Source organism: Actinophytocola sp. KF-1, assembly GCF_054661535.1.
This window is the reverse complement of record NZ_BAAFVK010000009.1, coordinates 250,422-274,213: the sequence shown is the minus strand read 5'-3', so window position 1 is coordinate 274,213 and position 23,792 is coordinate 250,422. Positions and strand designations below refer to the sequence as shown.

The window sequence follows — 23,792 nt, the reverse complement described above, 5'->3', positions numbered from 1 at the left end:
TCACCGCCCCAGCAACCGGCTGACCGTGCGCCGCACCACCGGCGGCATCTGCCGCAACGCCTCGTCCGACGCGGCCGCCAGCGCACGCGCCTGCCGCGTCCGCGCCTCGACCAGCGCGGACCGCAACTCCTCCAGGGCGTCGTCCGACAACCCCTCGACCGCACGCACGTCGGCCCCCAGCCAGTGCCTCAACACCACTCGAACGTCACTGCGCATGACAGGACTTTGTCACGTACGTCCGGGGAAAGAACATGCGGTCTGCAAGTTCTGTGCGGGAATCAGGCCTGGCCGCGGGAAAGGATCGCCTTCGCTCGGCCGATCATGGCTGGGTCGACCATCTCGCCGTTGGACAGGGTCGTCACGCCGCCCTCGGCGGTCGCGGCCAGCACCTCCTCCGCCCAGGTGCGGTCCTGCTCGGAGGGGGCGAACACCTCGGCGATCACCGGGAGCTGGGCCGGGTGGATGGCGACTCGCCCGTACCAGCCCAGGGCACGGCCGCGTTCGGTGTCCGTGCGCAGGCCGGCCAGGTCCTTGATCGCCGGGTAGGCCGACAGCATCGGGGCGGGGAGGTCCGCCGCGCGCGCCGCGTAGAGGAGGCGGACCCGCGCGTGGTCCAGCACCGCGTCGCTGCGGGTGCCGAGTTCGCTCGCCAGGTCGGACTCGCCGAGGCCCAGGCGGGTCACCGCCGGGTGGGCCGCGATCGCGGACGCGTGTTCCACCCCGAACGCCGTCTCCAGCAGGGCTGTCACCGGAACGCCGGGGAGACGGCTGGTCACGCGGTCGACCTGGGCCGGGGACTCGACCTTGGGCAGCCGCACCTCGAAGCCGCTCAACCCGGCCAGCGCGGCGAGGTCGTCGGCGGCGTCCTCGTTGACCCGCACCTGGAGGAGGCAGTCGACGCGGGCCGTGGCCAGCCACGCCGCCACCGCCTCGCGGGCCCGCGCTTTCTCCTCGGCGGGCACCGCGTCCTCCAGGTCCAGGATGACCAGGTCCGCGCCGGTCGCCACCGCCTTGTCGAAGCGGTCCGGGCGGTTGCCCGGCACGTACAGGCCCGTCACCAGGGTGGTCATACGATCCCCGCCTCACGCAGAGCCGCCAGCTGTTCGCGGGTCACGCCCACCTTCGCCAGCACCTCGTCGGTGTCGGCGCCGTGCGGCCGGCCCGGCCAGCGGATCCCTCCGGGCGTCTCCGACATCCTGAACAGCACGTTCTGCATCTTCACCGGGCCCAGTTCGTCGTCGTCGACGGTCTGGACCGTGCCCAGGGCCTGGTACTGCGGGTCCGCCATCACCCCGCGCACGTCGTAGACGCGCGAGATCGCGGCCTGTGCCTTCTCGAACTCCGCGACCACCTCGTCCGTGGGACGGGCGGCGATCCACGCCGCCACCGCCGCGTCGAGCTCGTCCGCGTGCTGGGCCCGCTGGTGGCCCGTGGCGAACCACGGCTCTGCCACCACGTCCGGGCGGCCGACCAGGCGCATCACCCGCTCCGCGATCGACTGCGAGCTGGTCGACACCGCCACCCACGCGCCGTCCGCGGTCCGGTAGACGTTGCGGGGCGCGTTGTTCACCGACCGGTTGCCGGTCCTCGGCTGCACGTGCCCCAGCTGGTCGTACGCGGTGATCTGCCCGCCGAGCAGCATGAGGATCGGCTCGATGATGGCCATGTCGATCACCTGCCCGACGCCGGTGCGCAGGCCGACCATCACCGCGTACGCGGTCGCGAGCGCGGCGATGCCGTCCGCGAGGCCGAACGGCGGCAGCGTCGGCGGGCCGTCCGGTTCACCGGTGAGCGCCGCGAACCCGCTCATCGCCTCGGCGAGGCTGCCGAACCCGGGGCGCGACGAGTACGGGCCGAACTGGCCGAACGCCGTCACCCGCGCGATCACCAGCCGCGGGTTGGCCGCGTGCAGCTCGTCAGGGCCTACGCCCCAGCGTTCCAGCGTGCCGGGGCGGAAGTTCTCGATCAGCACGTCCGCCTCGGCCGCCAGAGCCAGCAGCAGCCTGGCCCCCGCCGGCTGTCCCAGGTCGAGGGTGACGGTCTTCTTGTTGCGGCCCAGCGTCTTCCACCACAGGTTGACGCCGTCCTTGGCCGGGCCGTGCCCGCGGGCCGCGTCCGGCTTGCGCGGGTGCTCGACCTTGATCACGTCCGCGCCGAAGTCGCCGAGGAACGTCGCCGCGAGCGGTCCCGCGAACAGCGTCGACACGTCCAGGACGCGGATGCCTGCCAGTGGTCCGCTCATCGCACCTCCCACGCCACCCGGAACCCGATGTTGGGCGAGCGGTCCACACCCAGGCCCGGCAGCAGGAACTTCAGGCTGAACGACGGTTCCCGCGGACCGCCGTCGACGTACCAGTCGGAGCCGGTGCACACGTGGTCGCTGCCGCCCTTCAGCATCACGAACCGGGTGATCCCGTCGCTGTGCTCGCTCTCCGTCCAGTTCCACACCAGGGGAGTGGCGCGCCGGAACTCCGGCGACCCCGCCGCGACCTGCCACTCGAACTCCGTCGGCAGCCTGCCGCCGACCCACGCCGCGTACGCCCGCGCGTCGGCGAGGCCGACCATGGTCGCCGGGGCGTCGTCCGCGCCGGGTGACCACGAGGACGGGTGACCGGTCGCGGCGAGGAACCCCGCGAACTCGGCGTTCGTCACCTCGGACGCGGCGACGGCCACGTCCGCGACAGTCACCGTCAGCACGTCCTCGCGCGGGTCGTGCAGCCGCGGCGGCAGCGGCTTCCACTCCTCCACGTACGGCGCGCCCTGGTAGGTGCCCGTCTCCCGGCGCCGGTACGTCATCGGCAGCGTGCGCGGCCCGCCTTCGACGCGGACGGTCACCCCTCGAGGCCGTCCACTGGTCGAAGGCGGGGCCACGCGCACGGCGGTCCGTGCCGGGAAGGTCGCGTCGGTCGCGCCCCGGTCGGCCGCCGCGGCGGCGAGCAGACCGGGCAGCCAGGACGGTTCCGGGCCGTCGACCGCGAGGACGGCCGCGACCCCGCGCGCGGGCACGGTCACCGGGGGCGCCGACGTGCCGTGGCCGAGACGGGCACCCGAGGTGAGGTCGAACCACGCGGTACCGCCGGTGGTCGCGGTCAGCGCCCGCCCCGTGAAGTCGGTGTGACCGCGGTTGACCAGCGTCCACACCGTCAGGCCCGAGGTGCCCGCGAACCGGGACGCGTACACGCCCGCCGCGATCGCCTCCTCCGACGCGTCGGTCAGCGGCGTCCACTCGCCGTGCACGAACAGCGCCGTGAGCGCCCGCTGCACCCGCAGCATCCGCCGCAGCGTCGCCTTGTCACGTTCGTTCCAGCCGACCCAGACGCCGAACACCGCGTCCCACACGAGCATGCCGGTGCCGTTCATGAACGCCGACTGCAGCTCGTCGCTGTGGTCGCGGTTCCAGCGCCGCGTCTGGTGGGTCATGTGCCGCCGCTCGAACCAGCGCGCCCGCTGCACGCCGGGGGCGGTGCTGTCGGCGAACCACTGCGCCCAGCTGAGCTGGTGGTCGACGATGCGGGCGTTCGGCAGCCGCGACTCGCCCTCGAGGACCTGCGGCGGGTGGTTCTCCAGCAGCGCGGACACCAGGCGCGAGTCGCCCTCCTTCATGGTGTCCAGGAACATGCCGTCGGCGCCCAGCTCCCTCGCGAGCAGGGCCAGCTCGGTCGCGTCGTCGTGCTGCGCGCGCCGCGTGCCGGTGTCCCACGGGTTGTAGTCGAGGAACACCCTGATGCCCCGCGACTGGAACGCCGCCACCACGTCCCGCAGGCCGGGCACGTCGCGGTAGAAGTCGAACTGGTTGCGGTCGTCGATGCCGATGATCGGGTAGGCGTGCCACAGCACGACCCCGTCGAAGCCGCCGTGGTCCGCGGTCCTGTCGAGGAACCCGGCCACGTCGAACCGGTTCCCGGCACGGTCGTACAGGCGCTCGTCCCACAGCCACAGCAGGGCGACGCTGTAGCAGGAGGCGGTCCAGCGGGTCGCCGCGCGCTCGTAGATCGCGCCGTCGTAGTTCAGCCGCGTGTGCGCCTCGTCGCGCCACCGGGCGAGCGCCGCGCGCCACGCGGGCCAGTCGGCGGGGTCGTCCGGGGCGGCGAAGACCTTGGCGATGTCGCCGGCCTCGGGGTCGAGCGGCTCGTCGAGCGGGAGGGTGGTCGGCAGGTCGATCGGGCGCGGCACCAGCGGGTTGAACTGGTTCGTGCTCGCCTCGTCCGGGTCGGTCCGTTCAGTCGTTCGGGTGGAAATCGTCGATCTCCTCACGGGTGGGGATGGCAGGCACGGCGCCCGCGCGGCGCACCGACAGCGCCGACGCGACGGTCGCGAACCGGACCGCGTCGTCGAGCTGCCTGCGCTCGTCCAGCGCCGCGACGAGCGCGCCGCAGAAGGTGTCGCCCGCACCGGTGGTGTCGACGACGTCGACGGCGATGCCGGGCACCTCGGTCGTGGTGTCGCTCGTGCGGACCAGCGCGCCCTTCGCGCCGAGGGTGACGACGAGCGCGGGCACCATGGTCAGGAGGTGGTCGCTGCCGCCGAGGAACGCGGCCTCGTGTTCGTTGACGACCAGCAGGTCGACGTGCGCGAGCAGCTCGTCGGGGAGCGACCGGGCGGGCGCGGCGTTCAGCACGACCCGTCCGCTCGCGATCCTCGCGGCGGCGGTGACGGTCTCGAGCGGGATCTCGAGCTGCATCAGGACGAGGTCGGCGCCCGCGATCGCGGACCGCTCCTCGGGCGTGAGATCGGTGAGCGTGGCGTTGGCGCCCGCGTTGACCACGATCGCGTTCTCGCCGGTCGGGGCGACGGTGATCATCGCGGTGCCGGTCGGCTCGGTCGACGTGCGGACCAGCGGCCGGACCCCGGAGTCGGTGAGGCTCTGCCGCAGGCGGGCGCCGTTGTCGTCGTCGCCGAACGCGCCGACGAACGTGGTCGTCGCGCCCGCGCGGGCGGCGGCGGTGGCCTGGTTGTTGCCCTTGCCGCCGGCGTGGGTGGCGAAACCGGTGGACAGCACGGTCTCACCCGGCGACGGAATCCGCTCGACCTGGCTGACCAGGTCCACATTGCCACTGCCCACGACTGTGACACTCATGCTCGCTGCGCTCCTCCGCTCAACCGCCGTCTTCCCTCCTGCGCGCGCAGATTCCTGGGCTCGTTCCTCGCGCAGGAATCTCCGTGCTCGTCGGTCCAGACGGCGGCCGCTCCGTCGTTCGCTCGCGCGACGCTCATGACTCCGACCTTACGAGCGCCAGCGTGCGGCGGGCGAGCTCGTCGAACCCGATGCCGTCGAACCCCGGGATGCTCGACGCGAGCCGGTTGCGCAGCGGGATCACCCACTCCGGCGGCAGGCCCTTCGCGCCGGTCAGCGCACCCGCGATCGACCCCGCCGTGGCACCGGTCGAGTCGGTGTCCCAGCCGCCGGTGACGGCCGTGGTGATCGTGGTGGCGTAGTCGCCGTTCCCGTGGGCCAGGGCGTAGCCCAGCGTGGCGGCGTTGTTGAGCACGTGCACCCAGTGCAGGTCGCCGTAACGCGCGTAGATCCGGTCCAGGGCCTGCTCGGTGGGCAGCGCGCCGAGTTCCCAGCCCATGGTGAGCGCCTCGGTGAACCGGGATTCCGGTGGTACGACGGACAACCCGGCCTCGACGACCGCGCGCACGGAGTCCGTGACCACCGCCGCCGAGCAGGCGGCGGCCGCGAACATCGCGCCGTACACGCCGTTGCGGCCGTGGGACAGGCGGGCGTCCGTCCACGCGAGACGCGCCGCGGTCACCGGATCACCCGGGTGGGTCCAGCCGTACACGTCGGTGCGGATCTGCGCGCCGATCCAGTCACGGAACGGGTTGCCGACCTGGCCCGCCACGTCCGGTTCGTAGCCGTCCAGGAGGTTCCGGTACGCGATCCGCTCGGCGGTGAACACGCGGCCGCCCGGCAGGTTGTCGAGCCACGACTGCGCGACGTGGTCGGTGGTGAACCCGTCGCCGTGCTCCTCCAGCAGGCCGAGGGCGATCAGCGGGTAGTTGAGGTCGTCGTCCTCGGGCATCCCGTCGATGTTCTCGAGCAGGCTGGTCGGGCGGCTGCGCCGGTTCCACGGGTACCGCTCGGCGATCTCACCGTCGAGGCCGACCTCGGTGAAGTACCGGGAGATCGGCCAGTTGCCGGTGGACTGGGCGATGGCGCGGATGCCGTCACGCGGGATCTTCTCGACGGGCTTGCCGAGCAGGCACCCGGCGGCCCGCCCGAGCCACGCGCCGTGCACGCGGTCCGCCAGGTCCTGGCCTGGCGGCGGGACGGTCACCGGTCGCGCCTGCGCGAGGATCTCGGCCAGCCCGTCGGGTTCGGCGGCTCGCAGCGCGGCGGGCGCCTCCCGGTCGTCCACCTGCGACAGCAGCTCGCGGGCGAGCGTGCGCAGCGCCGGGGGAGCGGGATCCTTCGTGGCGCCCGATCCGGGCGCGTGCAACGAGCCGCCCGCCGCCGTCCACCGGCCGGCCAGGTCGGTCACGTCGATGCCGTCGGCCCTGGCCGCCGCGAACGCGTGCGGCACCAGGTCCTCCGGCTGTGTCCACGTGAGACGCAGCATCACGCCGCCTCCGTGCCGAACAGCTTGGCCCGCTGCTCGAACCGCGCCTGGTCCTTGGCCCAGACGTCCCTGGCGACCGCGGCCATCGTCGGGCCGGTCGCCGTGACGTCCAGCCTGCTGGCCTCGCTGACCTGCGTGACCCACTCGGCCGGCACGGTCGCGCGTCCCCCGAGCGCACCCGCGATCGAGCCGCCCATCACCGCGATCGAGTCCGAGTCGCGGCCGTAGTTCACCGCGCCCAGCACGGTCTCCCGGTAGTCCCCGCCCGCGACGACGAGCATGCCGAGCGCCACCGGCAGCTCCTCGATCGACTTGGTGCGGCTGGGAATCCTGGCGTCCCGCGCGGGCTGCCGGTAGTGCGGGCCGACCGTGTCGTAGGGCTCGACCGCGGCCCGGATCGCGGCGAGCGAGGTGCGCCAGTCCGACAGCGAGCGCGCCGCCGACGTCACCGCCTCGATCGCGTCCCGCGTCCCGTCCTTCGCCACCGACAGCGCGACGTCGACCACCGACGACACCGTCGCCTCCGGCCGCATGGCCTCCGCGACGCACGCCGCGTACACGCCGGCGGCCTCGCGCCCGTAGCTGGACTGGTGCGCGCCGGCCACGTCGATCGCCTCGGCGTACGCGCCGGTCGGCGAGCCAGCGTTGGCGATCCCGATGGGCGCCGCGTACATGGCGGCGCCGCAGTTCACGATGTTGCCGACGCCGGCCTCACGCGGGTCGATGTGCCCGTAGTGCAGGCGCGCGACCAGCCACTTCTCCGCGAGGAAGATCCGCTGGAGCAGGATCGTCTCCGTCTCCAGCTCGGGGATCCAGCGGCGTTCCCCGATGAGCAGCGGCACGAGGTGGTCGGCGATGGCGTACGCGTCCAGGTGGTCGCGGACGGTGTCGTAGACCTCGACGAGTGCCGTGGTCATCAGGGTGTCGTCGGTGACGTGCCCGTCGCCCTTGTGGTACGGCGCGATCGGGCGCGCGTGCCGCCAGTCGAGGTTGAACGGCGGCACGATCCCCTCGATGAACCCGTCGTACCGCTCCTGGATGGCCTCGGGCGTGTTGCCCTCCGCCGCGCCACCGAGCGCGTCGGCCACGGCCGCCCCCGCCAACGCCCCCGTCGCCTTGTCCTCAAGCATGGAATCTCCCCTCCAGGAGGTGCCGTGAAAGGCGCTTCACCGGCATCGAGCGCCGTCGACGCGCCTTTCACGGCACGAGCGTCAGCCGAGCGACTGCCAGCCGTCCGTCAGCTGCTTCTTCAGGTCGTCGAGGCTGATCGAGTTGGCGAAGTACTGCTGCAGCGCCGGGGTCGCGTACTGGTCCTTCCACTGCGGGTAGTTCTTCGCCTTCTGGAACGGCGCGCCCTTGAGGTCCTCACCGGTCTTCAGCAGCGGCTCCCACACCGGGGTGTCCTTGGCCTGCTCGGCGACCTTGTCACGGGCCGGGGCGGACGCGGGGATCAGCCAGTCGCCCTGCGCGAGCTTCGCCTGGTTCTCCGCGTTCATGAAGTAGTCGATGAACTTCGCGGCCTGCTCGGGCGCCTTGCTCTGCGCGGACACCGACATGGTCTGCGGGTTCGCCGCCTGCGCCGGGCCCGCCGAACCGGCGAGCGGGGGCAGGACCGTCCACGTGAAGGTGTCGGGCGCCGACTCGGTGATCTGCTGGGCGAGGAAGTTGCCGCCGACGTACATGGCGTACTTGCCGTTCAGGAAGCCGGGCAGCACGTCCGTGCCGGACTGCGTCAACGTCACCGGGTCGAGCGACTTGTCCTGGTAGGCCATCGCGTGGATCTTCTGGGCCACCGCGACCTCGCCGTCACCGACGTCGATCGTGGCCGTGCCGTCGTCCTTGGTCTCGAAGAACGTGCCGTCGTAGCCCAGCGCCGTGTTCATGATCGCGGCGGTCGGCTGCTTGAGACCCCAGCCGACACCGAACTTGCCGCCCGTGGCGAGCTTCTTCGCGGCCGCCTGCAGGTCGTCCCACGACAGCTGGTCACCGGACGGCACCTCGACACCCGCTGCCTTGAACGCGTCCGTGTTCGCGAACACCACGTACGTCTGCAGCAGCGTCGGCGCGGCGACGACCTTGCCGTCCGCGGTGGTGACGGTGTCCCAGACGTCCTCGCTGACCGCGTCCTTGACGTCCTGGCTCAGGTACTCGCCGATGTCGGCCAGGTAGCCCTGCTCGGCGAAACCCATGATGTCGCTGGACTCGTCGTGGATGATGTCCGGCGCGGTGCCGCCCTGGAACTGCGTGACCAGCTGGTCGTGCACGTTGTCCCACGTGCCCTGCGTCAGCTTGATCTGGATGTCCGGGTTGTCCTTGTTCCAGGCGTCGACGATCTCCTTCGTCGCCGCGACCGTGGAGTCCTGGTAGGCCAGGCTCTGGAACGTGAGCGTGACCTGCCCTTCCGCGGACCCGCCCTCGTCGTTGCTCTCGCCGCCGTTCAGCGCACAGCCGGAGAGCAGCAAGGCCGCGGCGGCACCGATGCCGAGCAACGCCTTTCGCTTCATGGATATCTCCTTCTACTTCGTCAGCCCTTGACGGCGCCGCTCATCAGCCCGGAGGTGAGACGACGCTGGATGAACAGGAAGAACACGAGGCTCGGCACGGTCGCGAGCAGCGAGGCCGCCGCGAGCTGTCCGAGCTGGACCTGGCCCTCCGCGCCGACGAAGCGCGCGAGGGTCAGGGGCAGGGTCTGCAGGCCCGGGTCCTGGATCAGCACCAGGGCGAAGAAGAACTCGTTCCACGACGAGATGAACGTGAACAGGCTCGTCGCGACGAGGCCCGGCGCGAGCAGCGGCAGCACGATCGACCGCAGCACACGCAGCTTGCTCGCGCCGTCGATCGCGCCCGCCTCCTCCAGTTCGACGGGGATCGCGGCGACGTAGCCGCGCAGCATCCACAGCGCGAACGGCATGCACCAGACCGTGTAGACCAGGACGAGGCCGAGCGGGTTGTTGACGAGCCCGATCTGCTTGAGCACCAGGAAGACCGGGATCACGATCAGGATGAACGGGAACACCTGGGAGAGCAGGATCCAACCGGTCGCGAGGCCGCGCAGCTTGGTCTTGAACCGGGCGAGCGCGTACGCGGCGGGCAGTGACAGGACCGTGACGATCACGGTCGTCAGCACGGCCACGTACAGGCTGTTCCCGGCCGCCTGCACCAGGTTCGCCTTGCTGATGGCGTCGGAGAAGTTGCGCCACGTGAGACTGTCCGGGACGAACGACGCGTCCCCCGACTGCAGTTGCCGCGGTGTCTTCAACGACGTCGACAGCAGGAACAGCAACGGGAAGCTGAGGAAGACCACGTAGCAGAGCAGCGCGAGGTACTGCAGCGGCCGCGCGTACGACCGCGTGCGGTTCACGGGCGCCACGACCGCCGTCTTCTCCTGCGCGGGCCTGGTGAGTGTCTGCGTCATGACTCCCGGCTCCTTGCCTGGCCGCGCAGGTAGAAGAAGAGGAACGCGGCGATGACGACGACCATGACGTTGCCGAGCGCGGCCGCGTACCCGAAGTTGCCGTACCGGAACGCCTCGTTGTAGGCGAACAGCATCGGCAGCATCGTCTTGCCGCCCGGCCCGCCCGCGGTGAGCACGAAGACCAGTGCGAACGAGTTGAAGTTCCAGATGAGGTCGAGCGAGGTGATCGCGGCGATCACCGGCCGCAACGCGGGCAGCGTGACGTGCCAGAACCGCTGCCACGTGCCGGCGCCGTCGATGGCGGCGGCCTCGTGCAGGTCGCCGGACACGTTCTGCAGACCCGCCAGCAACGTGATCGTGGTCTGCGGCATGCCCGCCCACACCCCGACGACGATCACCGCGGGCAGTGCCGTCGAGAAGTCGCCGAGCCAGTTGACGTCGCCGGGCAGGCCGAGCGTGCGCAGCGTTTCGTTGACCGGCCCGTACGTCGGGTTGAGCATGAGCCGCCACATGATCGCGATGACGACCGGCGGCATGGCCCACGGCACGAGCGCGAGGGTGCGGGCGAGCCAGCGCAGCCGCAGGTCGGCGTTGAGCAGCAGCGCGAGCCCCAGCGAGGCGAGGAACTGGATGATCGTGACGCTGAACGCCCAGATCAGGCCGATGCGGAAGCTGGCCCAGAACAGCTCGTTGTGCAGCAGCTTCTCGTAGTTGTCCAGGCCGTTGAAGTGCGTGACCTGGTTGAGCCCGGCCTCGGCGTCGGTGAACCCGAGCAGGATGCCCTGCACGAGCGGGTAGACGCTGATCAGCACGACGGGGATCAGCGCGGGGAGGACGAGCAGCCAGGCGTCCCGCCCGTCACCACGCCCGCGCTTGCGGCGCACGATGGTCGTCATGACGACTCCCGCACGGTCAGCGTGGGCTCGATGACGACGCTGCGCAGTGGTGCGTCGGGTTTGTCGAGACGGCGGAGCAGGAGCTTCGCCGCCGTCCGGGCCCGCTTGGTGGCACCGAGGTTCACGCTCGTGATGGCCGGGTTGGCGAGATCGGCGATGTCGGTGTCGTCCATCCCGACGATCGCGACGTCGTCGGGGATCCGCAGCCCCCGGCGCGTGGCGACGTTGAGCGCGGCGATGGCGAGGAGGTCGTTGGCGCACACGATGGCGTCGGGGGTCTCCTTGTCCAGGAGGGCGGCCGCGGCCTTGAGCCCGGCCTGGTAGGTGAAGTCGCGGGCGCTGACCTGGGGACCGGGCGCCCGGCCGAGGGCGTCGAGGGCGGTGAGGTAACCGTTCCGCCGCGCCGCACCGGGCGTGGTGTCGACGGGCCCGTTGACGAAGGCGATGTTCGTCCGCCCCTGCCCGGCGAGGTGGTTCACGGCGAGCCCCATGCCGGCAACGGAGTCGGCACGGACGTTGTCCAGTTCGACACCGGGCGGCACGGCACCGATGATCACGATGGGGAAGCGACTCGCCTTGAGCTGCGCACCCAGTTCCTCGGGCGCGCGCAGCGGGCTGAGGATGAGCCCGTCGGCGAACCCCCGGTTCAACCCGACGAGCAGGTCGATCTGGTCCTTGGGATCCGCCCCGGTGGAGGACAGCACCAGCCGGTAGCCGGCCTTGGTCACCACCCGGGAGATCTCGTGCATCATCCCGACGTAGACGGGGTTCCCGACGTCGGCGACGGCGAGCGCGATCTGCTCGGTCTTCCCGACCTTGAGCGACCGCGCGGTCGCGTCGGGCACGTAACCCAGCTCCGCGGCAGCGGCCCGCACCCGCTCGGTCACCCGCTGTGAGGCGGGCTGCCCGTTCATGACCCGGGACACGGAAGCGATCGAAACCCCGGCCCGCTCGGCAACCAGCCAGAGCGTCGACTTCCGAGCCTCTGCCATGGGTTTCCCTCGCGTCATCGAAAGGTCTCAAATGGACTGTAAACGTTTACGAGAACGTTTACAGCCGGGACTGTACGTCCGACCGCGAAGGTTGGCAAGGCACGTTCGTAACGTGCGCGTCACAAGTGGACAGACAGCACACGAAAGGAAGAGCGCAGCTCACCACACAAGAACTGCCTGCCTGCCATCCCGTCGACCTGGCGAAGCCCGATCACGCCGTGTCAAGGGGGCCCGAAGCACGAACCAACCCGATGCCCAAAGCCGCCGGGCCCCCTTGACGCGGTGTGATAGCCCTCCGGGAGGTCGACGGGATGGCAGGCAGCCACGGACACCAGTCCTTGCCAACCCAGCCCCGTGCAAGACCCCCGCCATCCCGGAGACCAGCCCGTCCGGCGAGGACCCCCCGGAGGGAAAACCCAGGCAAGGTCAACCACAAAGCCCGGGCACACAGACCGCCGCAAACGCGGCTGACCTGCGAAAACCGAAAGGAACCGCGCCCCCAGTACGTACGGGCAGCCCCCACCACTCCCGGGGGCACCCCGCTGTCCAGTCTACCGGTACCCACCGACAACCCCGGGGGCACAAGGCCCACCTGTGGACAACCACCCCACCTGTGGACAACCCGGCCAACCACGGCACGCTGCTGTTGCCCACTCGCGACGCGAGTGCAAGATGGTGACATGGCTGAATGCACGCACGTCGCCGAGATCCGCGACGTGACACCGTCCTCCACGGAGGGCTGTTCCGATTGCCTGGCGGCGGGCGGCCGCTGGGTCCACCTCCGCGAGTGCCTGGTCTGCGGGCACGTCGGCTGCTGCGACTCCTCCCCGGCCAAGCACGCGAGCGCGCACTACCGCGAAACCGGACACCCCGTCATCCAGTCCTTCGAGCCGGGCGAGGACTGGCGCTGGTGCTTCGTCGACGAAGTGGCAGTGTGAGTGAACAAGCCCGTGAACAAGCCGGTGTTGCTGACCGTCGACGACGATCCCGGTGTGTCCCGCGCCGTGGCGCGTGACCTGCGCCGCCGCTACGGCGAAGGGCACCGGGTCGTGCGGGCGTCCTCGGGCAAGGAGGCCCTGGACGCGCTGAAGGAACTGAAGCTCCGCGGCGAGCAGGTGGCCGCCATGCTCGCCGACTACCGGATGCCGGAGATGAACGGCATCGAGTTCCTCGAGCAGGCCATGGACCTGTTCCCGCGTGCCCGCCGCGCGCTGCTGACCGCCTACGCCGACACCGACGCGGCCATCCAGGCGATCAACCTGGTCGACGTCGACCACTACCTGCTCAAGCCGTGGGACCCGCCGGAGGAGAAGCTCTACCCGGTGGTCGACGCGCTGATCGAGACCTGGCGCGCGTCCGGCGAGTCCGCCGTCGAGGAGATCAAGATCGTGGGTCACCGCTGGTCGGCGCCCACCTTCGCGGCCCGCGACTTCCTCGCGCGCAACGCCGTCCCGTACCGCTACTACAGCATCGACGACCCCGAGGGCCGCAGGCTGCTCGACGCGGCGGCCGCCGACCCCACCGAGATCCCCGTCGTGATCACCGCAGACGGGCGGCCGCTGCTCGCGCCGTCCGACGCGGAGATCGCCGCGGCGGTCGGGCTCACCGTCGACCCGGCCACCGACTTCTACGACCTGATCGTCGTCGGCGGCGGGCCCGCCGGGCTCGGCTCGGCGGTGTACGGCGCGTCGGAGGGGCTGCGGACGGTACTCGTCGAACGGCAGGCCGCCGGCGGCCAGGCCGGGCAGAGCTCCCGCATCGAGAACTACCTCGGCTTCCCCGACGGCGTGTCCGGCGCGCAGCTCACCGACCGGGCGCGGCGGCAGGCCGTGAAGTTCGGCGCGGAGATGCTGACCGCCCGGGACGTCGTGGCGCTGGAGGTGCAGGGTTCGGCGCGGGTCGTCCGGTTCGGCGACGGCAGCACGATCGCCGCGCACGCCGTGATCCTCGCGACCGGCGTGTCCTACCGCAGCCTCACCGCACCCGGCTGCCACGAGCTGACCGGCCGCGGCGTCTACTACGGCTCGGCCAACACCGAGGCGCCCGAGTGCGCGGGCACCGACGTCTACATCGTCGGCGGCGCCAACTCGGCCGGGCAGGCGGCGGTGTTCTTCTCGAAGCACGCGCGGTCGGTCACGCTGGTGGTGCGGGGCGAGTCGCTGCACGCCTCCATGTCGCACTACCTGATCCAGCAGCTCGAGTCGATCCCGAACGTGCACGTCAGGACGCGCACCACGGTCGGCCAGGCGTGCGGCGACGACCACCTCGAGTCGATCCGGCTCGACCACGCCGACGGCACGACCGAGTTCGTCGACACGGGCCACCTGTTCATCTTCATCGGCGCGCAGCCGCAGACGGACTGGCTCGACGGCGTCGTCCAGCGCGACGAGCGCGGGTTCGTGTGGACCGGCCCGGACCTGCTCACCGACGGGCAGCGGCCGTCGGGGTGGACACTGGACCGGGACCCCTTCTACCTGGAGTCGAGCGTGCCGGGCGTGTTCGTGGCCGGGGACGTGCGAGCCCAGTCGGTGAAGCGGGTCGCGTCGGCGGTGGGGGAGGGCGCGATGGCGGTCACCCTGGTGCACCGGTACCTGGAGGAACAGTGACGACGACCATCGAACCGGCCAGGCTCCGCGAACTGTTCCTGTTCGCGGACCTGACCGACGAGCAGCTCGCGTGGGTCGCGGCCAACAGCGACGTCGTGTCCTACCAGGCCGGCGCGGCGGTGTCGGTCGAGGGCGAGCCCGCGGAGTGCTTCTACGTGCTGCTGTCGGGCACGCTGTCCATGGTCCGGACGGTGCGCGGCGACGAGGTCGAGGTGACGCGCAGCGACCAGCCGGGCGTCTACTCCGGCGCCACCCAGTTCTACCTGGGCGACCAGGTGGACCAGAAGTACGGCGCGACGGTCCGCGCGGTCACCGACGCCGAGTTCCTCGCGCTCCCGGCGACCGACTTCGCCGCGAAGTTCCGGCAGTGGTTCCCGATGGCCGTGCACCTGCTGCAGGGCATGTTCGTCGGCATCCGCAACGCCGACGAGCTGGTCGGCCAGCGGGAGCGGCTGCTGGCGCTGGGCAAGCTGACCGCCGGCCTCACGCACGAGCTGAACAACCCGGCGGCCGCGGCCGTGCGGGCGACGGAGACGCTGCGGGAGCGGTTCGCGGGCATGCGCCACAAGCTGGGCCTGCTCGCGGACGGCCACTTCGACGGCATCCAGCTGCACCGGCTGACGAAGATCCAGGACAAGTTCATCGAGCGGATGGCGCACGCGGACGAGCTGACGCCGATGCAGGTGGCCGACCGCGAGGACGAGCTGGGTGACTGGTTCGACGAGCACGACGTGTCCGGCGGCTGGGACCTGGCCCCGGTCTTCGTGGCGGCGGGCATCACGACGTCCGACCTGGACGAGCTGTCCAATGTGGTCGATCCGGGGTTCCTGAACCCGGCGCTGCGGTGGCTGTCGTACACGGTCGAGACCGAGAACCTGCTGACCGAGGTGAAGGAGAGCACGAAGCGGATCTCCGCGCTGGTCGGCGCCGCGAAGCAGTACTCGCAGCTCGACCGCACCCCGCACCAGGAGGTCGACCTGCACGAGGGCCTGGACGCGACGCTGGTGATGCTGGCGGGCAAGATCCCGGCGGGCGTGCGGATCGTGAAGGACTACGACAAGACGCTGCCGCACGTGCCCGCGTACGCCGCGGAGCTGAACCAGGTGTGGACCAACCTGATCGACAACGCCGTCGGCGCGATCACCGGCCACGGCGACGGCACCGGCACGATCACGGTCCGCACCACCCGCGACGGCGACAACGCACTCGTGGAGGTCATCGACACCGGCCCCGGCGTCCCACCGGAACTCCGCCGCCGCGTCTTCGAACCGTTCTTCACCACGAAGGGCGTCGGCCAGGGCACGGGCCTTGGCCTCGACGTCTCGTGGCGAGTGGTGGTGAACCGCCACGGCGGCGACCTGCGGGTGGTCTCCGAACCGGGCGACACCCACTTCCAGGTCCGCCTACCGCTGCACGCACGCTGACGGCTGTGCGACAACCCGGCCCTCGCAACGCGCGCGAGGGCCGGGCCCGGCCGTTCGGGTGGGAGACTGTGCGAGGACGTGACGAATCAAGGAGTTCGGTGTGGCCGCTGACGCCCTCGAAGGACCGGTACCGGCGTCGAGCGGCCGAGGCCAGCCGATCCTCGACCTGCTGGACAAGGCCATCGACCTGCAGACACCGTTGGTGCGCAAGAACATTGCCCGGGCGCGCCAGCGCAACCCGGACGCGACACCGGCGGAGGTCGTCCGGACCCTGGAACGGATGTACGTCAGCGCCCTTGCGGGCACGGGGGCCGCGGTCGGGGGTGCCGCGGCCGCGCCCGCGATCGGTACCGGGGTCGCGGTGGCGCTGTCGGCGGGCGAGGTGTTCTCGTCGCTCGAACTGAGCACGCTGTTCGTGCTCTCGGTCGCCGAGGTCCACGGTGTTCGGCTGGACGAGATCGAACGCCGCCGGACGCTCGTCATGGGGATCATGCTCGGCCAGTCGGGCTCCGCGACCATCGGCAAGATCGCTGAACGCACCGGTCAGCACTGGGGTCGCCAGCTCGTCAGCAAGGTGCCCATGGCGACCCTGCGCCAGATCAACAAGGTCCTGGGCAAGAACTTCGTCACCAGGTACGGGACCAGGCAGGGGATCATCGTGCTCGGCCGGGTTGTCCCGTTCGGCATCGGCGCGGTGATCGGTGGTGGCGCCAACGCCACCGTCGCCGCCCTGGCGGTCCGAGCCGCACGGCGCGCGTTCGGCCCGGCGCCGCGGTCGTGGCCCGGGACAGAACCGGCGGCCGCACCTCTCCCATAGCGCGGGGAGTCCCGTCACCCGGTCAGCCAGCGGGCGAGGGTGCCCGTGTTGGTGACCAGGCGGCGCAGGTCGGTCCCGGCGTCGGCGCCGTTCTTGCATGCTCGGAGCACGTTGCTGGCCCAGCCGCCGAGGGTCTCGTTGAGCCTGCGGTACAGCTCGCCGCCGCGGCCGTGTTCGTCGAAGACGGCCAGTGCGACCTTCGCGTGGGTTTTGCGGGCCCGGGACAGTGCGGCCTCGACGTCCTCGTGTGACTCGCCGCGGTCGAGGCGGATCCGGCGGAACCGTTGGTGCGCCGCGGCTTCCAGCGCCTCGCGGCAGCTGTGCACCACGAGTTCCGCCCGGACGCCGTCGGGCAGCGCCGTGTCCTCGGCGAGTGCGCGTGCCGCGGTGAGGTGGCGGTCCACGGGGTCGGTCATGCCCGTGCTTCGTGCCCGGGCGCGCGGTCGTTATGGGACGTCCACAAGTTGTCCACTATGCGCGGCGGCCGCCTCCGCTCGGGAGACGGCCGCCGCCACCGGGGGTTACAGGGTGATCTTCCAGCCGTCGATGTAGCCGACGTCGGCGCTGGCCGCGTCGCGGACGCGGAGGTTCCAGGTGCCGTTGGCGGTCTCGCTCGACAGGTTCCTCGTGAACGTCTGGTTCACGTTGTCCGCGCTGCCACCGGAGCGGTTCAGCAGGTTGTAGACGCTGCCGTCCGGGGCGACGAGGTCGACGACCAGGTCACCGATGTAGGTGTGGACGATGTGCACCTCGATGCTGGCGCTCGACGACGCGGCACCGGAGGCGTTGGTGACCGAGATCGGGCTGGACACGGTGCTGTTGTCGTTGATCGTGTAGTTGTTCTGGTTCTCGAAGGTGCGGCCGGGCTGCGTGCCACCGCCCGGCAGGTTCGCCGCCGCCGTGGCGATGGCCGAGGCGAACGTGCTCACCTGCGCGTAGACACCCGGGTTCTCCGGGCGGGCGCAGCCGTAGCCCCAGCTGACGATGCCGACCTGGATCCACGCGTTGTTGTTGTCGCGGCGGAACATCGGGCTACCGGAGTCGCCCTGGCAGGTGTCGACGCCGCCGGAGGACCAGTTGCCCGCGCAGATCTCCTCGCTGGGCACCAGCTCGCTGTACGCGGACTGGCACTGCGAGTCGGAGATGAACGGCACCTGGGCCTTCAGCAGGTAGCGCTGCTGGCCGCCGCCCTCGGTCGCGGCGCCCCAGCCCGCGACGGTGAACGTGCCGCTGTCGTAGGCGGTGGTGGTGGCGATCGGCAGGAGGGCCTGGTTGGTGATCGGGGCGTTCAGCTTGATCAGCGCCCAGTCGTCACCGCTCGGGTTGTTGTAGCCGGGGGCGCGGTAGACGTAGGTCGAGGTGCGGGTGATCCGGTTCGGGTCCTGCAGGTCGACGGCGCCCGCGGTGACGCCGATGCTGGTGTTGTTGCCGGTGGCGCCGACGCAGTGGGCGGCGGTCAGGACCACGTCGGTCTTGTAGAGCGCGCCGCCGCAGCCCATCGACAGGCGCACCATGAACGGGAACTCGCCCTGGGCGGCGCGGGTACCGCCGACCACCATGGGCGTGAAGTCGTCACCGTCGGCGGGCGGGGGTGCCGCCACCGACTGCCCCGCGGCGGCTCCGAGAGCGGCGGCGACGCCCACCGTCACCAGCGCGGCTCTCCGCAGGACGGACAAGGTTCTTCTCACAGCAGGGTTCCTTTCGACAGTCCGCGAGCAGGGTGCGCGCGGACAGCAGGGGTGTCGAGAAAGGGTGGGAGCGCGCGCCGGCCACTGGCTGTGACCGAAGCGATCTTCCGTGTTGATTCCACCTGGTGAGAGGCCCCCGCCACAAGACTGCAAACCGGTCAACCACCGTTCGGCCGACTGGGAGCAAACCGGGATGACCCGCGGGCCCGGCGCTTCACGGCGGCCGTTCGGAGGATCGGACGACAAAGGTGCCTCCGCCTGGTAGCGCACGACAAAGACACGCGTCTCGACACCCGGCAGGCTGCGGCTTTCAAGGGGACACCTCGTGGAGGGCACACGATGAAGACCACCCGGAAGATCGTCACCGCAAGCCTGCTGGCCGTGTCCCTCACCGCGTGCGGGGGCGGCTCGGGCGGCGGCGGCAGAGCGCCGGTCGACGGCGGCACGTTCACGTTCGTGCTGGGGACCGATCCCGGCAACCTGGACCCGCACTTCACGTCCCTCGCCGCGACCACGCAGGTGGACCGCTTCCTCTACGACTCCCTCGTCAACATCGACGCGAAGGGCAACGTGGTCGCGGGGCTGGCCGAGAAGTGGGAGGCGAGCACCACGGAGGCGACCTTCACCCTCCGCGACAACGTCACCTGCGCCGACGGCACCACGCTCACCGCGACCCAGGTCGCGGCGAACATCAACTTCGTCGGTGACCCCAAGAACGCGTCCTCGCGGCTCGGGGTGTACGTCCCGGCCGGTGCGAAGGCCACCGCGGACGACGCCGCCCGCACGGTCACCGTCACCACACCCACGCCCGACGCGTTCCTCGACCGCAACGTCGGCAGCCTCCACATCGTGTGCGCCAAGGGGATGGCCGACCGCTCGGTCCTCAAGCAGGGCGCGGACGGCACCGGCATGTTCACCCTCACCGAGGCCGTCGGCGGGGACCACTACACGCTCACCCGCCGCGAGGAGTACGCCTGGGGACCCGGGGACTGGGACGCGAAGCAGCGCGGCCTCCCGGACCAGGTCGTGATCAAGATCGTCGCGAACGAGACGACCATGGCGAACCTGCTGATCTCCGGCGGCGCCAACGCGGCCCCGTTCGTCGGGCCCGAGCAGCAGCGCCTGACCGGGCAGCGGCTGTTCCAGCGGGACGTGCAGGCGCTCGTCGGCGAGCTGTGGTTCAACCAGCGGGCCGGGCTGCCGGGCGCCGACGAGAAGATCCGCACGGCACTGGTGCGGGGCGCCGACCTCGACGCGCTGACCCAGGTCGTCACCAGCGGCAACGGGAAACGCGCCACCGGGCTGGTGCCGCCCGGCATGGGCCCGTGCGACGACGACTCCGCGACCGACGCGCTGCCCGCGCACGACCCCGGCGCCGCGCAGCGGGTCCTCGGCGCCGCCAAGCCGAAGATCACGCTGTTCTACCCGACGACCATCGGCCCGACCATGCAGGCCGGGGCGGAACTGCTGCAGAAGGTGTGGGGCGAGCTGGGCGCCGAGGTGACGCTCAAGGGCGGCACCGACGCCGAGATGGGGCAGCTCGTCGCGGGCCAGCTGCAGTGGGACGCCGCGATCGTGCCGCTCAACGTGTCGCTGCCCAGCCAGACGGTGCCGTTCGTGTCCGGCCCGGCCGCACCGAACGGCACCAACTTCGCGGCCATCGACAACCCGGACTACACCGCGAAGGCCAAGGAAGCGGCCGCGGTCGTGGGCAGCGACGGCTGCGGCGCGTGGACCGAGGCGGAGAAAGCGCTGTTCGAACGGGCCGACGTGGTGCCGTTCGCCAACGCCAACCGCCCCGTGTTCGGCAAGGGCGCCGAGTTCGAGCTGACGCAGGGCAGCGTCGACCCGTCGTCGATCCGCATGGTGGGCTGATGACAGCCGCTGTCTCCCACCCGCCGGTGCACCACCCGTGGGCCCGGTTCGCGGCACGCCGGTTCGGCAGGCTGCTCGTGTCGGTGTGGGTGCTCGTCACCGCGGCGTTCGGCATGATCCACCTGATCCCCGGCGACCCGGTGCGGGCCGCGCTCGGCCCCACGGCCACGCAGCAGCTGGTCGACGCGCGGCGCGCGGCCCTCGGCCTGGACCAGCCGCTGTGGCAGCAGTACCTGGACTACCTGCGCGGCCTGTGCACCGGCGACCTCGGCGTCTCGATGACCTCCGGGCTGCCGGTGTCGGACATCCTCGGCGACCGGCTGCCCGCGACCGTCGAGCTGGCGGTCCTCGCGTTCGCGCTGGCCGTGCTGGTGTCCGTGCCGCTCGGCCTGGGGTTCGCGGTGCTGACCCGCGGCGGGCGGCGGCGCCCGCTCGAACTCGGCTTCACGTCGACGAGCGTGGTGCTCGCGGCGATCCCGGAGTTCCTGCTGGCCGTCGCGCTGGTGTGGATCTTCAGCGTGAACCTCGGGTGGGTGCCGGTGGCCGGGCGGGACGGGCCGTCGTCGTACGTGCTGCCGGTCGTCGCGCTCGCCATGGCGCCCGCGGCGGTCCTCGCGCGGATCATCCGGGTGGAGACGCTGACCGTGCTGCGCGCCGACTACGTCCGCACCGCGCGGGCGAAGCGGCTGCCCGCCAGGACCGTGTACTTCCGGCACGCGCTGCCCAACGCGCTCACCGCGGCGATCACGCTCGGCGGGCTGCTGCTCGGCGCGCTCGTCGCGGGCACCGTGCTGGTGGAGAACGTGTTCGCGTGGCCAGGCCTGGGCAGCACGATCGTGTCGTCGATCCTCGCCAAGGACTACGCGGTGGTGCAGGGCGTCGTGCTCGTCTACGGCATCGGCGTGCTGGTGGTGAACCTGGTGGTCGACGTCGCGCTCGCGCTGCTCGACCCGCGCTCGACGATCAGGGAGGGCTGACGTGCGCCGGGTGCTGCGAACCCCGCTCGGCGCGGCCGCCGCGGGCACGGTGTTCGTCGTGCTGCTGCTCGCGGTGCTCGCGCCGCTGCTGTGGACGGACGCGGCGAACGCCGTCGACACCGGGATGATCCAGCAGGGCGCGTCGGCCGGGCACTGGGCGGGGACCGACGCGCTCGGCCGGGACATCTTCTTCCGCGTGCTGGTCGCCACCCGTCTCTCTGTGCAACTCGCGCTGCTGGCGACCGCACTCGGTGTCGCGGTCGGGCTCCTGCTCGGCACCGCGCCGCTGCTGCTGGGCGCACGGGCCGGCCGGGTGGTCACGGCCGCCGTGCACATCGCGGTCGCGTTCCCTGGGCTGCTGCTCGCGCTGTTCTTCGCGGTGATCTTCGGGGTCGGCACCACCGGCGGGCTGCTGGCGATCGGGCTCGCGCTCGCGCCCGGGTTCGCGCGGCTCACGCACACGATGGTGGCCGGGGTGGCGGGCCTCGACTACGTGGCCGCCGCCCGGATCGCGGGCGTCGGCCGGGTGCGGGTGCTGTTCCGGCACGTGCTGCCCAACGTCGCCGAGCCCCTCGTCGTGAACGCGACCGTGGCCGCCGGCAACGCGCTGCTCGCGTTCGCCGGGCTCTCGTTCCTCGGGCTCGGCGTCCAGCCACCCGACTACGACTGGGGCCGCCTGCTCGGCGAGGGCCTCGGCTCGATCTACGTGCACCCGGAGGCCGCGCTCGCGCCCGGTGTCGCGGTCGTGGTGGCGGGGCTCGCGTTCAACCTGTTCGGCGAGGCGATCGCCAAGGCCGTCGGGCTCGACGGGCGGCTGGGCGCGGGCAAGGTCCCGTTCCGCCGCGCGCCGAAGGTGACCGCGGCGCCCGACGACTCGGCGATGCTCGTCGTGGACGACCTGACCGTGCGCTTCCCGGGCACCACCCCGGTGCGCGGGGTCGGTTTCACCATGCAACGCGGGGACGCGGTCGGGATCGTGGGGGAGTCGGGGTCCGGGAAGAGCCTGACCGCGCTCGCGGTGTCCCGGCTCGTGGCGGAGCCGGGGGTGGTCGAGGCGGACCGGCTGTCGTTCCTCGGCGCGGACCTGCGGGCGGGGGAACACAGAAGACTCCTGGGCACGTCCCTCGCCATGGTGTTCCAGGACCCGATGACCTCGTTCAACCCGACCATGCGCGTCGGCAGGCAGCTCGCCGAGGTCGCCCGTCACCACGAGGGCATGGACCGGCGCGCCGCCATGGCACGGGCGGTGGACCGGCTGGCCGCCGTCCGCCTCTCCGACCCGGAGCGGCGGGCACGGCAGTACCCGCACGAGTTCTCCGGCGGCATGCGGCAGCGCGCCATGATCGGCATGGGCCTGATGGGCACCCCCGCGCTGATCGTCGCGGACGAGCCGACGACCGCGCTGGACGTGACCGTGCAGCGGCAGGTGCTCGACCTGCTCGCGTCGATCCGCGCGGCCGACGACGTGGGGCTGTTGTTGATCAGCCACGACATCACGGTGGTGGAGCAGGTGTGCGACCGGGTGCTGGTGATGTACGCGGGCCGGATCGTCGAGGACCTGCCCGCCGCCGACCTGCGCACCGGCGCGCGGCACCCGTACACGAAGGCGCTGCTCGCGGCGGTCCCCGACATGTCGACGGACCGGTCGCAGCCGCTGACCGTCATCCCCGGCAGGCCCGCCGATCCCGCGCACCTGCCGCCGGGGTGCGCGTTCGCGCCCCGCTGCCCGCTGGCGGACGCCCGGTGCGCGGCGCACGATCCGGAGTTGGTGGCGCGTGCCGGCACCCGCGTCGCCTGCTGGCACGCCGACGTCCCGGCGGAGGTGAACTGATGCGGGAACTCCGCTTCGAGGACGTGTCCGTGCGGTTCGGGTCGCGCGGCCACCGGGTGACCGCGGTCGACGGCGTCGACCTCACCGTGCCCGCCGGGTCCGTGGTCGGGCTGGTCGGCGAGTCCGGCTCCGGCAAGTCCACGCTCGCGCGCGCCGCCGTCGGGCTCGTGCCGCTGTCCGCCGGGCGGGTCACGCTCGACGGGGCGCCGGTGCCGACGCGGGGCCGCAGGCCGCTGCGGATGGTGTTCCAGGACCCGTACTCGTCGCTGAACCCGCGCATGACGGTCGGCGCCACGATCGCCGAGGCCGTGCCGCGCGGCACCGACCGCAGGGCCGAGGTGGCGCGGCTGCTGGAACTCGTCGACCTGCCCGACCGCGCGCACCGCTACCCGGCCGAGCTGTCCGGCGGGCAGCGCCAGCGCGTGGCGATCGCGCGGGCGCTCGCTGGGCGGCCCGAGGTGCTGATCGCCGACGAGATCACCTCCGCGCTCGACGTGTCCATCCAGGGCGCGGTGCTCAACCTCGTCCGCGACCTGCAGCGGACCCTCGACCTCACCATCCTGTTCATCTCGCACGACCTCGCCGTCGTCCGGTACGTGAGCGACGCGATCGCCGTGATGTACCGGGGACGGATCGTCGAGCACGGGCCAGCGGACGCCGTGCTCACCGAACCCCAGGACCCCTACACCCGTGAGCTGCTCACGTCGA

The 23,792-nt window shown here is 71.7% G+C and carries 20 protein-coding genes and 2 pseudogenes; 8 read left to right on the top strand and 14 right to left on the bottom strand.

The genetic code is table 11. From position 1 onward, the window contains the following. From ACYQ77_RS27400 to ACYQ77_RS27350, 11 genes are all read right to left on the bottom strand, one after another. Complete coding sequence (locus ACYQ77_RS27400; protein WP_459716219.1) at positions 1–216, bottom strand: hypothetical protein; 216 nt, start codon at positions 214–216, stop codon at positions 1–3. A 62-nt stretch (positions 217–278) separates the two neighbouring features. Further along, positions 279–1,070: an HpcH/HpaI aldolase/citrate lyase family protein gene (locus tag ACYQ77_RS27395; protein WP_459716218.1), complete on the bottom strand. Its 792-nt coding sequence runs from the start codon at positions 1,068–1,070 to the stop codon at positions 279–281. Continuing rightward, positions 1,067–2,242: a CaiB/BaiF CoA transferase family protein gene (locus ACYQ77_RS27390; protein ID WP_459716216.1), complete on the bottom strand. Its 1,176-nt coding sequence runs from the start codon at positions 2,240–2,242 to the stop codon at positions 1,067–1,069. Before ACYQ77_RS27390 ends, ACYQ77_RS27395 begins: the two co-directional genes overlap by 4 nt. Beyond that, positions 2,239–4,254: a formylglycine-generating enzyme family protein gene (locus ACYQ77_RS27385; protein WP_459716214.1), complete on the bottom strand. Its 2,016-nt coding sequence runs from the start codon at positions 4,252–4,254 to the stop codon at positions 2,239–2,241. The genes ACYQ77_RS27390 and ACYQ77_RS27385 overlap by 4 nt, the downstream gene beginning before the upstream one ends. Further along, positions 4,220–5,077 carry a ribokinase gene (locus tag ACYQ77_RS27380; protein ID WP_459716212.1) on the bottom strand — a complete coding sequence of 286 codons (858 nt, stop codon included), beginning with the start codon at positions 5,075–5,077 and terminating at the stop codon, positions 4,220–4,222. Before ACYQ77_RS27380 ends, ACYQ77_RS27385 begins: the two co-directional genes overlap by 35 nt. A gap of 133 nt (positions 5,078–5,210) precedes the next feature. Then, positions 5,211–6,563, bottom strand: a complete 1,353-nt coding sequence (locus tag ACYQ77_RS27375) for an ADP-ribosylglycohydrolase family protein (protein WP_459716467.1) — start codon at positions 6,561–6,563, stop codon at positions 5,211–5,213. Further along, positions 6,563–7,693, bottom strand: coding sequence for an ADP-ribosylglycohydrolase family protein (locus ACYQ77_RS27370; RefSeq protein ID WP_459716210.1), 1,131 nt, complete (start codon positions 7,691–7,693; stop codon positions 6,563–6,565). The genes ACYQ77_RS27375 and ACYQ77_RS27370 overlap by 1 nt, the downstream gene beginning before the upstream one ends. Positions 7,694–7,774: 81 nt before the next feature. Beyond that, positions 7,775–9,067, bottom strand: coding sequence for an ABC transporter substrate-binding protein (locus ACYQ77_RS27365; RefSeq protein ID WP_459716209.1), 1,293 nt, complete (start codon positions 9,065–9,067; stop codon positions 7,775–7,777). A gap of 20 nt (positions 9,068–9,087) precedes the next feature. Further along, positions 9,088–9,978 carry a carbohydrate ABC transporter permease gene (locus ACYQ77_RS27360; RefSeq protein ID WP_459716207.1) on the bottom strand — a complete coding sequence of 297 codons (891 nt, stop codon included), beginning with the start codon at positions 9,976–9,978 and terminating at the stop codon, positions 9,088–9,090. Next, positions 9,975–10,874 carry a carbohydrate ABC transporter permease gene (locus ACYQ77_RS27355; RefSeq protein ID WP_459716205.1) on the bottom strand — a complete coding sequence of 300 codons (900 nt, stop codon included), beginning with the start codon at positions 10,872–10,874 and terminating at the stop codon, positions 9,975–9,977. Before ACYQ77_RS27355 ends, ACYQ77_RS27360 begins: the two co-directional genes overlap by 4 nt. Then, positions 10,871–11,866 carry a LacI family DNA-binding transcriptional regulator gene (locus ACYQ77_RS27350; protein ID WP_459716203.1) on the bottom strand — a complete coding sequence of 332 codons (996 nt, stop codon included), beginning with the start codon at positions 11,864–11,866 and terminating at the stop codon, positions 10,871–10,873. Before ACYQ77_RS27350 ends, ACYQ77_RS27355 begins: the two co-directional genes overlap by 4 nt. A gap of 680 nt (positions 11,867–12,546) precedes the next feature. Here ACYQ77_RS27350 and ACYQ77_RS27345 point away from each other — a divergent pair. From ACYQ77_RS27345 to ACYQ77_RS27330, 4 genes are all read left to right on the top strand, one after another. Beyond that, complete coding sequence (locus ACYQ77_RS27345) at positions 12,547–12,804, top strand: ubiquitin carboxyl-terminal hydrolase 14 (protein WP_459716201.1); 258 nt, start codon at positions 12,547–12,549, stop codon at positions 12,802–12,804. A gap of 12 nt (positions 12,805–12,816) precedes the next feature. Then, complete coding sequence (locus ACYQ77_RS27340) at positions 12,817–14,472, top strand: NAD(P)/FAD-dependent oxidoreductase (protein ID WP_459716465.1); 1,656 nt, start codon at positions 12,817–12,819, stop codon at positions 14,470–14,472. Beyond that, positions 14,469–15,896, top strand: coding sequence for an ATP-binding protein (locus tag ACYQ77_RS27335; protein ID WP_459716199.1), 1,428 nt, complete (start codon positions 14,469–14,471; stop codon positions 15,894–15,896). Before ACYQ77_RS27340 ends, ACYQ77_RS27335 begins: the two co-directional genes overlap by 4 nt. A gap of 100 nt (positions 15,897–15,996) precedes the next feature. Next, complete coding sequence (locus ACYQ77_RS27330; protein WP_459716198.1) at positions 15,997–16,713, top strand: hypothetical protein; 717 nt, start codon at positions 15,997–15,999, stop codon at positions 16,711–16,713. Between the two features lie 14 nt (positions 16,714–16,727). Here the strand turns inward: ACYQ77_RS27330 and ACYQ77_RS27325 are convergent, their stop codons facing one another. From ACYQ77_RS27325 to ACYQ77_RS27315, 3 genes and pseudogenes are all read right to left on the bottom strand, one after another. After that, the gene (locus ACYQ77_RS27325; RefSeq protein ID WP_459716197.1) at positions 16,728–17,129 is read right to left on the bottom strand and encodes a hypothetical protein; all 402 of its coding nucleotides are present in this window, start codon (positions 17,127–17,129) and stop codon (positions 16,728–16,730) included. Positions 17,130–17,234: 105 nt separating this feature from the next. After that, entirely contained in the window at positions 17,235–17,525 is a 291-nt protein-coding gene (locus tag ACYQ77_RS27320; protein WP_459716464.1) for a proprotein convertase P-domain-containing protein, read from the bottom strand. Positions 17,526–17,597: 72 nt separating this feature from the next. Continuing rightward, a pseudogene (locus ACYQ77_RS27315) lies at positions 17,598–18,401 on the bottom strand (S1 family peptidase); the annotation flags it as partial. Between the two features lie 339 nt (positions 18,402–18,740). Between ACYQ77_RS27315 and ACYQ77_RS27310 the strand changes: the two are divergent. The 4 genes and pseudogenes from ACYQ77_RS27310 to ACYQ77_RS27295 form a co-directional block, all read left to right on the top strand. Next, complete coding sequence (locus ACYQ77_RS27310; protein WP_459716195.1) at positions 18,741–20,276, top strand: ABC transporter substrate-binding protein; 1,536 nt, start codon at positions 18,741–18,743, stop codon at positions 20,274–20,276. Next, complete coding sequence (locus ACYQ77_RS27305) at positions 20,276–21,253, top strand: ABC transporter permease (RefSeq protein WP_459716194.1); 978 nt, start codon at positions 20,276–20,278, stop codon at positions 21,251–21,253. The genes ACYQ77_RS27310 and ACYQ77_RS27305 overlap by 1 nt, the downstream gene beginning before the upstream one ends. A gap of 1 nt (position 21,254) precedes the next feature. Then, positions 21,255–23,084: a dipeptide/oligopeptide/nickel ABC transporter permease/ATP-binding protein gene (locus ACYQ77_RS27300; protein ID WP_459716193.1), complete on the top strand. Its 1,830-nt coding sequence runs from the start codon at positions 21,255–21,257 to the stop codon at positions 23,082–23,084. Then, positions 23,084–23,791 (top strand): annotated as a pseudogene (locus ACYQ77_RS27295) (ABC transporter ATP-binding protein); the annotation flags it as partial. The gene ACYQ77_RS27300 and the pseudogene ACYQ77_RS27295, both read left to right, overlap by 1 nt. Position 23,792 lies beyond the last annotated feature (1 nt).